Below are 770 nucleotides of genomic sequence, written 5' to 3' on the forward strand. Positions count from 1 at the left end.
GAGCAATTAGAGTATTTAAAATTTAAATCAGCACAGCACTACTTAGAACAATTATATCAAAACCATCAAATGACCGAGGCAGAATTATCTGGATTATATAAAATACTGGCCAAAGAAGTGGAAGCGAAGGATGAAAATAACCGTTTGTATAATGTTAAAGTCGCTGCTTTCCCTTACTTAAAGACTATCGACGATTATGACTTCACGTTTCAGCCAAGTATTGAGGAGGATCAAATAAGAACGATTATTGAGTCATCCTTTTATAACGAAGCAAAGAACGTGGTATTAGTGGGGAATCCAGGTACAGGCAAAACGCATTTAGCGATTGCGATTAGCTATAGTGTCGCAATTAAACGTAATAGTGTTTACTTTATTAAATTTAGTAAACTAATCCATTCCTTGAGAACGGCTTATCAGGAAGGAACGCTCGAACGAAAAATAAAATTATTCTTCAAATATAAGTTACTTGTGATTGATGAAGTAGGATTTAATGAAATAAGTCCACTTGAAGCAAAATTATTCTTTCAATTGATCGATATGCGATATACAAAGCGATCCACGATCTTCACGAGTAACTTAACTTTCGATAAATGGCATACCATTATGGGACAAGATGAGATGTTAACAAAGGCGATTATTGATCGTATTTTACATCATTCTTATCTCATTAATATAACAGGGCCTTCTTATCGAATTAAAGACAAGCTTTCCCCACGAAAAAGTGGGGAATCTTAAGTGAGACAAATCGGGATTTTTAAGTTGACTTTTAT

General features: G+C 34.2%; 1 protein-coding gene. It reads left to right on the forward strand.

All coding sequences use genetic code 11. The annotated features are described in order from the left end of the window. Nucleotides 1-735, forward strand: a 735-nt coding sequence (istB, locus tag GSA01S_RS10360) for an IS21-like element helper ATPase IstB (RefSeq protein WP_066127345.1), incomplete at its 5' end; no start/stop codon positions are given. Nucleotides 736-770: the final 35 nt, after the last annotated feature.

This window comes from Globicatella sanguinis NBRC 15551, from assembly GCF_001552295.1.
Taxonomy (GTDB): domain Bacteria; phylum Bacillota; class Bacilli; order Lactobacillales; family Aerococcaceae; genus Globicatella; species Globicatella sanguinis.